Source organism: Tepidimonas sp. (genome assembly GCF_029335975.1).
Classification (GTDB): Bacteria; Pseudomonadota; Gammaproteobacteria; order Burkholderiales; family Burkholderiaceae_C; genus Tepidimonas.
This window is the reverse complement of record NZ_JARJMT020000068.1, coordinates 1-7401: the sequence shown is the minus strand read 5'-3', so window position 1 is coordinate 7401 and position 7401 is coordinate 1. Positions and strand designations below refer to the sequence as shown.

Sequence of the window (7401 nt, the reverse complement as noted above, 5' to 3'; positions counted from 1 at the left end):
TCCGCCCACCGCTTTGAGCGCCTCCTCCAGCGTCTTGGCCGCAAAGCCGTCACGGCCCGCCGCCTGCGCCTGCTCAGCCGTCACCACGCCCAGCGACACCAGCGTCGCCAGCGCCCCACCGGCCTTGAGCACGGCGCGTCGGTTGGATTGGATGGTCATCATGTGTGCTCCTACTCGAGGTTTCGTCGTCACTGGATCGCCCTGCGGCAAACCCCAGCATCGTCATCGTATTTTGGCGACTGCCGCGCCAGCGACGCATCCGCAATTACCCTAAAATTTAAATATTCTTTGCGGCTGATCGTTAAAGTTTATCGGCGCTGATCAGCCGCGCTTTGCGCCCCTTCATTTCAACAAAGCCAACGCCTCGCGAAAGCGGGGGTGCTGCGCGTCGCGCAGCCACTCGAAGCCCACCATTTCGGCGGTAACCAGCTCCACGCCGTTGGCGGCCAAACGGTCGAAGGCAGCATCGCGGTCCCGGTCTCGACGTGAGCCGCAAGCATCCGTCACCACCCAAACATCCAGCTCCTGCTCCGCCAGGCCCAGTGCCGTCTGCAGCAGGCAGACATGGGCTTCGCACCCCGCAAGCACGATCGTCTGCCGCGCTGGTGCTGGGGGCTTTTGTAGATGCTTGGGCAGGCTGCGGGCATTGCCAGCCGAGCGTGTCGGCGCTCGCAAGACGGTCAACAAGCCGCTGTCACAAGCGTCGAAGGTGGTTTTGGCAAATACCTGTCGGCACCGATTGCGCAGCGTTTGCGCCAGCGCTCCCAGCCGCTGCGGGGCTTGTTCCGTTCCCCAGACGGGTACGTCCAGCAGGTGCGCCAAACCGGCCAGCAGTTCCGCGCGCTGCAATACCTCGCCGCCCCGCGCGATGGCCGGCATCAGCCGAGCTTGGTAGTCCACCAGGACGAGCTGGCAGTCGTTTGCATCCAGCAACATGGGTTCGCAGCTCCCCCCAAGGCCTTGGAACAAGGACAGGAATAAATGACAAGCCCATTGACGGGCCTTGCCGTCATGCCCTAAGGTACGCCCTATGGTGTCCCCAAGGAGCAGAACTCTGGCCCCTTTTTTACAAGCCGTGCGCGCTTGGGTGGGGGGGGTGGCTTTGGCCTGCACCTTACCGCCCAGCGCCTGGGCCGATGATCCTATCATGGATCTTCTTACTGCGCGGGGGGTGTTGGGGGATGGGGCCGAGCCCGTATGGCCTGCGCTGTCCGGCGACGCGCAAAGTCGGCGATCGGCCGCCTTGGTATACGCCATGGCCTACGTCGGGGTGCCTTACCAGCGGGGCGGCACCGCGTTCGATCAGGGGGTGGATTGCAGTGGCTTCGTGCAGATCACCTACCGCGAGAGCGCCGGCATCCTGCTGCCGCGGCGCGCCGCGCAGCAAGCACAAGTCACTCTGCCCATCGATGTGCAGGCCCTGGCGCCAGGCGATCTGGTGTTCTTCGACACCCAGGGCGAACCGTTCAGTCACGTTGGCATCTACATCGGACAGGGACGATTTATACACGCCCCCCGCTCGGGTGCCCGTGTCCGCATGGAGCACATGGAAAGCCGTTATTGGCGCGACCGCTTCAGCGGAGCGCGCCGCGTCATCGGCGACGGCAGCGGCTGACGCCAGGGTAGGGTCACCGACGTCACGTCGCCGTGCGCGAACTCAGGCAGCGGCTTTGCGCAAGATATCGTAGAGCTGGTCCTTGAGCAGCAGCTTTTCTTTCTTGAGCGTCTCGATTTGCTCGTGCGTGCCAGGCTCGATGCCTTGCTCCATGCGTTGGATGCGCTCATCCAGCTCGTTGTGCTTGTCGAACAGGCGGCTGAAGTGATGATCGCTGGTCTTGAGCTTGGTGATCAGGTCGCGGTATTCGGGGAACATGGTGATTCAGACTGAGAAATTGAAATGTCGGCACCCGCATCCTACCGCATGGCAACGCCCTGACGGCTCAGATGCGCTTGGGGCTTTGACCTGCCTCAAGAGGATGTGACGCGCACACAATCGGCGCAGTAGCGCTTGCCGCCGTCGAAGGTCTCCTCGATGGCCAAGCCGTGAATGTCCGTCTCGAAGCCCGGGCAGCGCTCGTTGAACTCGCGCGAGAACTTCAGGTAGTCCACGATCTTGCGGTTGAACACCTCGCCGGGTATGAGCAGCGGAATGCCGGGTGGGTACGGCGTGATCAGTGCCGTGGTGATGCGCCCTTCCAGCTCGTCGATCGGCACCCGTTCGGTGTTGCGGTGCGCGATCTGGGCAAAGGCGTCGCTCGGCTTCATGGCCGGGGTCAGGTCGCTCAGGTAAATCTCGGTGGTCAGACGGGCCACATCGTATTGGGCGTACATCTCGTGCACGAACTGACACAAATCGCGCAGGCCCATGCGCTCGTAGCGCGGCTGTTTGCGGCAGAACTCGGGCATCACGCGCCACATCGGCTGGTTGCGGTCGTAGTCGTCCTTGAACTGCTGCAGCGCGGTCAGCAGCGTGTTCCAGCGGCCTTTGGTGATGCCAATGGTGAACATGATGAAGAACGAGTACAGCCCGGTCTTCTCGACCACAACGCCGTGCTCGGCCAGGAATTTGGTGACGATGCTGGCTGGAATGCCGGTGGGGGCAAAGTCGCCTTTGAGATTGAGACCCGGTGTGATGATGGTGGCCTTGATCGGATCCAGCATGTTGAAGCCCGGGGCCATGTCGCCAAAGCCGTGCCAGGCGTCCTCGCCGTCGGCGGTCTGTACGCCTTCGCTGTCGGTGCGCTTGAGCACCCAGTCGCCAGCGCGCCCGATGCCTTCCTCGGCCAGCTCTTGTGGCCCCCAGACTTGGAACCACCACTCATCCGGTCCGAATTCGGCATCCACCTTGCGCATGGCACGCCGAAAATCGAGCGACTCGGCGATGCTTTCCTCTACCAGCGCGGTGCCGCCGGGCGGCTCCATCATGGCCGCAGCCACGTCGCAGCTGGCGATGATGCTGTACTGCGGGCTGGTGGAGGTGTGCATCAGGTACGCTTCGTTAAACAGGTGGCGGTCCAACTGTTGCGTTTGCGAGTCTTGCACCAGCACATGGCTGGCTTGGCTGATGCCCGCCAGCAGTTTGTGGATGGACTGGGTGGAATAGACCACCGAGTGCTTGGGGCGCCCACGCTTGCGGCCCATGGCGTGGAAGGTGCCGTAGAACGGGTGGAAAGCCGCATGCGGCAGCCAGGCCTCGTCGAAGTGCAGGTTGTCCACGTAGCCATCCAGCATCTGCTTGATGGTTTCGGTGTTGTAGAGCACGCCGTCGTAGGTGGATTGGGTCAGTGTCAGGATGCGGGGGCGAACTTGCTTGGGGTCCACCCCTTGGAGCAGCGGATGGGCCGCGATCTTGGCCTCGATGGACTCGCGGGTGAATTCGCTTTGCTGGATGGGCCCGATGATGCCGTAGTGGTTGCGTGTGGGCTTGAGGAACACGGGGATGGCCCCGGTCATGATGATGGCGTGCAGGATCGATTTGTGACAGTTGCGGTCTACCACCACCACGTCGCCCGGCGCCACTGTGTGGTGCCAGACCATCTTGTTGCTGGTGCTGGTGCCGTTGGTGACGAAAAAGCAGTGATCGGCGTTGAAGATGCGCGCGGCGTTGCGTTCACTCTCGCCGATGGCACCATTGTGGTCGAGCAACTGGCCCAGCTCTTCCACCGCGTTGCACACGTCGGCGCGCAGCATGTTTTCGCCAAAAAACTGGTGAAACATTTGCCCCACCGGGGTCTTGAGGAAGGCCACGCCGCCCGAGTGCCCAGGGCAATGCCAGGAGTAAGAGCCGTCTTCCGCATAGTCCAACAGCGCCTTGAAAAACGGCGGCTGGATGTACTCCAGGTAGGCCTTGGCCTCGCGGATGATATGACGCGCGACGAATTCCGGCGTGTCCTCGAACATGTGGATGAAGCCGTGCAGCTCGCGCAGGATGTCGTTGGGCAGGTGGCGGCTGGTGCGCGTCTCGCCATAGACGTAGATCGGCACCTCGGCATTGCGCCGCCGCACCTCCTGCACAAAGGCGCGCAGGTTCCGCACTGCTGGGTCTTCTTCCGGGCTGTCGCTGACCTCTTCGTCGTCGATCGACAGAATGAAGGCGCTGGCACGGCTTTGCTGTTGCGCAAACTGGCTCAAGTCGCCGTAGCTGGTGACGCCGACCACCTCGAAGCCTTCGGCCTCGATCGCCTGTGCAAGCGCGCGGATGCCCAGACCCGACGTGTTGTCGGAACGGTAATCTTCGTCGATGATGACGATCGGAAAGCGAAATTTCATGGTCCGTGAGTGTAGGCCAAAGGGGTGAACGATGGATGACGCGACACTGTGGTGGGTACTGACTGGGCTGCTGCTCGCCACTGAGCTGCTCAGCGGCACATTCTTCGTGTTGATGCTGGCCCTGGCCGCCGCCGCTGGGGCCTTGGCCGCTCATGCAGGAATGGTCTTTAGCGCTCAACTGCTGGTTGCAGGCCTGTGCGCGCTGCTCACTGTCGGCGGCTGGGCGTGGCTGCGCCTGCAGCGCCGCAGCGCAAGTGCCCAAGTCAACCCCGACGTTGTGCTCGACGTCGGACAGACTGTGCAGGTACAGGACTGGCAGCCCGACGGTACTGCGCAGGTGCGCTACCGCGGCGCGCAGTGGCTGGCGGTGATATCCACCGCGCACGGCGATCGACGGCCCGGCCCCCACCGCATCTGTGCGGTGCAAGGCAACCGACTGGTCATCGAACCTCTGGATCCTCTCTGAGTCCATCTGGACACCATTCCCCCCTCCCCCGCCACCAACCGACTGGAAGCCTGCCCCATGGAAATCGCCGTCGTCGTCGTCATCGTCGCGCTCGTCTTTGTCGTCAAATCCATCAAGGTCGTGCCGCAACAAACCGCCTGGGTGGTCGAGCGGCTTGGCCGTTACGACCGCACGCTCGCCCCGGGCCTGAACTTCGTCGTGCCCTTCATCGAGAAGGTGGCCTACAAGCACAGCCTGAAGGAGATCCCGCTGGACGTGCCGGAGCAGATTTGCATTACCAAGGACAACACCCAGCTCAAGGTCGACGGCATCCTGTACTTTCAGGTCACCGACCCCATGCGTGCCAGCTATGGCTCCTCCAACTATGTGCTGGCGATCACACAGCTCGCCCAGACGACGCTGCGCAGTGTCATCGGTCGGCTGGAGCTGGACAAGACTTTCGAAGAGCGCGAGATGATCAACGCCCAAGTCGTCAACGCCATCGACGAGGCGGCGCTGAACTGGGGCGTGAAGGTGCTGCGCTACGAGATCAAGGATCTGACCCCGCCGGCGGAGATCCTTCGCGCCATGCAGGCGCAGATCACCGCCGAGCGCGAAAAGCGCGCACTCATCGCCGCCTCCGAGGGCAAGCGGCAGGAACAGATCAACCTCGCCGAGGGCGAGCGGGCCGCTTTCATCGCCAAGAGCGAGGGCGAAAAACAGGCTGCCATCAACCAGGCTCAGGGCGAGGCTGCCGCCATCCGCGAGGTGGCCGAGGCCACCGCACAAGCCATCGAGCGCGTCGCAGCCGCCATCCGCCAGCCGGGCGGGGAGCAGGCGGTGCAGCTGAAGGTGGCCGAAAAAGCGGTAGAGGCCTACGCCCGGGTCGCACACGATGCCGATACCACGCTCATCGTCCCGAGCACCATGACGGAGGTCTCGGCGCTGATCGGCTCGGCGATGAAGATGGCCGGCACAGTCAAGGGCGCCTGAGCGCCGATGCTACAATTAACGCTCTTTATGGAGAGATGGATGAGCGGTTTAAGTCGCACGCCTGGAAAGCGTGTAGGGGTTAACAGCCCCTCGGGGGTTCGAATCCCCCTCTCTCCGCCAGATCTACTGGCCAGCTTTCGTTGCCAGCGTACCAAAACTTCGCCTGGCTCGCACGGCCACCCTCTTCGCCAGTCACCCTGATAGCGGTCGCAGCCCATGGCCTGCAACGCGTCATGTTGGGTGGCCGTCGCTATGCCTCGGCTACCGCGCCCAGGTGCAGGAGATGTGCCATCGCGATGATGGCTGTACACAGCCGGCCGGCACTGCTCGACTGTCCCAGTCTCTGGACGAAGCCGCGCTCGATCTTTACCGTGTCCACCGGCAGGTTGTGCAGATTCTCGACGAGCGCGGATTCGGTTACTTCCAATTCCAGCGCGTCGCCAGTCCGGCCACGGGCTTTTAGGCCACTGAGCACGGTGGCCACCAGATCGCCCTGTGCGAACTGACGCGCCGAGATGTTGACGGAGATGCGCGTCTGCCGCCATCCGGCACGGCGCCACGTGGCGACGACGCCCAGCGCCTGCGACAGCACCCAGCAGCCAATGGCATCGATCAGACCGCAGGACCCGGCGATGGGAATGAACTCGGCTGCACAGACGCGACCCAGCTCGTCGTCGTGCCAGCCCACCGGCGCTTCGCTGCCACAAGGAACGCGCTGGCCGATGGCAAACTGCCGCTGTACTTACAGCCTCAGGCGCTGTTCGCGCACGGCGCGGTGCAAGCACACCTCCAGTTCCATGTGACGGGCGGCGGCCTGGGTCAGCTCCTGGGCGAAGTAAGCGAAAGTGCCGCGTCCGCGTTCCTTGGCGCGCCAACGCGGCCGCATCGGCCGGGTCGCGCAGCTGGCGCATCAGCACCACGAACCCGTCACCGCCCAGCCGCGCCGGCGTGTCACCCTCGCGCAGCCGCCGGCGCAGGCGTGCACCGACGGCGACCAGCAGCGCATCGCCGGTGGCGTGTCCCAGTGTATCGTTGACATGCTTGGAAGCGGTCCAAGTCCAACATCGGCAGAGCCAGCCGCTCAATATCATGCAGCATCTGCGCCAGCGCCTCGCGGCCAGCCTCGTCCAGACCGATCTCGCGGCCCAGCACCAGCAGCCCTTCGGCCAGCTCGGGTGAGGCAGCGGCCGGCTCGCGCCACGGTCGGTTGACATTGAGCCGCACCCACATGGTTGCGCCGTTCGGCCGCAGCTAGCGCTCGTCCACCCGCAGCCAACGCACCTTGCCGGCGATGAGTTGGCCGATGCGCTGGCGGTCGCCAGCGTGGTCATCGGGGTGCGTCAAATCTTGAAAATGAAGCCACAGCAGCTCTGTTGCCGGGCGACCCAGCAGCTCCACACAGGACTCGTTGACCCAAACAAAGCGGCCGTCCGGCCCGAGGACATAAGCGGGCTGATCAAAGCCGGTCACAACCATCGATCCATGCTGCGATGGAACGACCGAGCTCGAAGGATCGACCGGCCTGCGCCTGCGTGTGGCAAGAGGGAGGTGGACGCCGAGGCATCGTGCATTTCTAGCCTGGTGTGAAGCTCGTGACACGCTGACTTACGCACAGACCGACGTTTTTCCCTTCGTCACGTCAATGTCGTGTCGACGTCGCGCCGCCCCAACGCCAAATACTCGCGCGACTGCAT

9 protein-coding genes, 1 tRNA gene and 1 pseudogene are annotated in these 7401 nt (G+C 63.6%); 4 read left to right on the top strand and 7 right to left on the bottom strand.

Going from position 1 to position 7401, the window contains the following annotated elements:
- Positions 1 to 342: 342 nt before the first annotated feature.
- Complete coding sequence (locus P3W97_RS03660) at positions 343 to 936, bottom strand: isochorismatase family protein (RefSeq protein WP_300843883.1); 594 nt, start codon at positions 934 to 936, stop codon at positions 343 to 345.
- Positions 937 to 1147: 211 nt separating this feature from the next.
- Between P3W97_RS03660 and P3W97_RS03655 the strand changes: the two genes are divergently transcribed.
- Positions 1148 to 1615 (top strand): C40 family peptidase, encoded by a 468-nt coding sequence (locus P3W97_RS03655; RefSeq protein ID WP_300843881.1) that lies wholly within the window; start codon positions 1148 to 1150, stop codon positions 1613 to 1615.
- 42 nt (positions 1616 to 1657) lie between these two features.
- Here P3W97_RS03655 and P3W97_RS03650 read toward each other — a convergent pair whose 3' ends face one another.
- Together P3W97_RS03650 and P3W97_RS03645 are read right to left on the bottom strand one after the other, a co-directional pair.
- Positions 1658 to 1873: a YdcH family protein gene (locus P3W97_RS03650; RefSeq protein WP_300843879.1), complete on the bottom strand. Its 216-nt coding sequence runs from the start codon at positions 1871 to 1873 to the stop codon at positions 1658 to 1660.
- 95 nt (positions 1874 to 1968) lie between these two features.
- The gene (locus tag P3W97_RS03645) at positions 1969 to 4269 is read right to left on the bottom strand and encodes an arginine/lysine/ornithine decarboxylase (protein WP_300843878.1); all 2301 of its coding nucleotides are present in this window, start codon (positions 4267 to 4269) and stop codon (positions 1969 to 1971) included.
- A 31-nt stretch (positions 4270 to 4300) separates the two neighbouring features.
- On the opposite strand from P3W97_RS03645, the gene P3W97_RS03640 reads away from it, so the two are divergent.
- The 3 genes from P3W97_RS03640 to P3W97_RS03630 all read left to right on the top strand — a co-directional run bounded on the left by P3W97_RS03640 (position 4301) and on the right by P3W97_RS03630 (position 5827).
- The gene (locus tag P3W97_RS03640) at positions 4301 to 4735 is read left to right on the top strand and encodes an NfeD family protein (protein ID WP_300843875.1); all 435 of its coding nucleotides are present in this window, start codon (positions 4301 to 4303) and stop codon (positions 4733 to 4735) included.
- Between the two features lie 57 nt (positions 4736 to 4792).
- Positions 4793 to 5707 carry a stomatin-like protein gene (locus P3W97_RS03635; RefSeq protein ID WP_300843874.1) on the top strand — a complete coding sequence of 305 codons (915 nt, stop codon included), beginning with the start codon at positions 4793 to 4795 and terminating at the stop codon, positions 5705 to 5707.
- A 29-nt stretch (positions 5708 to 5736) separates the two neighbouring features.
- Positions 5737 to 5827, top strand: a tRNA-Ser gene (locus P3W97_RS03630).
- Between the two features lie 130 nt (positions 5828 to 5957).
- Here P3W97_RS03630 and P3W97_RS03625 read toward each other — a convergent pair.
- The 4 genes and pseudogenes from P3W97_RS03625 to P3W97_RS03610 all read right to left on the bottom strand — a co-directional run bounded on the left by P3W97_RS03625 (position 5958) and on the right by P3W97_RS03610 (position 7177).
- Positions 5958 to 6431, bottom strand: a complete 474-nt coding sequence (locus P3W97_RS03625; protein WP_300843885.1) for an EAL domain-containing protein — start codon at positions 6429 to 6431, stop codon at positions 5958 to 5960.
- 18 nt (positions 6432 to 6449) lie between these two features.
- Positions 6450 to 6593: a hypothetical protein gene (locus tag P3W97_RS03620; RefSeq protein WP_300843873.1), complete on the bottom strand. Its 144-nt coding sequence runs from the start codon at positions 6591 to 6593 to the stop codon at positions 6450 to 6452.
- A gap of 25 nt (positions 6594 to 6618) precedes the next feature.
- A pseudogene (locus P3W97_RS03615) lies at positions 6619 to 6798 on the bottom strand (diguanylate cyclase); the annotation flags it as partial.
- 160 nt (positions 6799 to 6958) lie between these two features.
- Complete coding sequence (locus tag P3W97_RS03610) at positions 6959 to 7177, bottom strand: PAS domain-containing protein (RefSeq protein ID WP_300843871.1); 219 nt, start codon at positions 7175 to 7177, stop codon at positions 6959 to 6961.
- Positions 7178 to 7401 lie beyond the last annotated feature (224 nt).

Bases quoted from the DNA above. Each gene is read 5' to 3' on its own strand.
- P3W97_RS03660 (WP_300843883.1), bottom strand. From the start codon at position 936: ATGTTGCTGGATGCAAACGACTGCCAGCTCGTCCTGGTGGACTACCAA.
- P3W97_RS03640 (WP_300843875.1), top strand. From the start codon at position 4,301: ATGGATGACGCGACACTGTGGTGGGTACTGACTGGGCTGCTGCTCGCC.
- P3W97_RS03620 (WP_300843873.1), bottom strand. From the start codon at position 6,593: ATGCGGCCGCGTTGGCGCGCCAAGGAACGCGGACGCGGCACTTTCGCT.
- P3W97_RS03635 (WP_300843874.1), top strand. From the start codon at position 4,793: ATGGAAATCGCCGTCGTCGTCGTCATCGTCGCGCTCGTCTTTGTCGTC.
- P3W97_RS03645 (WP_300843878.1), bottom strand. From the start codon at position 4,269: ATGAAATTTCGCTTTCCGATCGTCATCATCGACGAAGATTACCGTTCC.
- P3W97_RS03650 (WP_300843879.1), bottom strand. From the start codon at position 1,873: ATGTTCCCCGAATACCGCGACCTGATCACCAAGCTCAAGACCAGCGAT.
- P3W97_RS03655 (WP_300843881.1), top strand. From the start codon at position 1,148: ATGGATCTTCTTACTGCGCGGGGGGTGTTGGGGGATGGGGCCGAGCCC.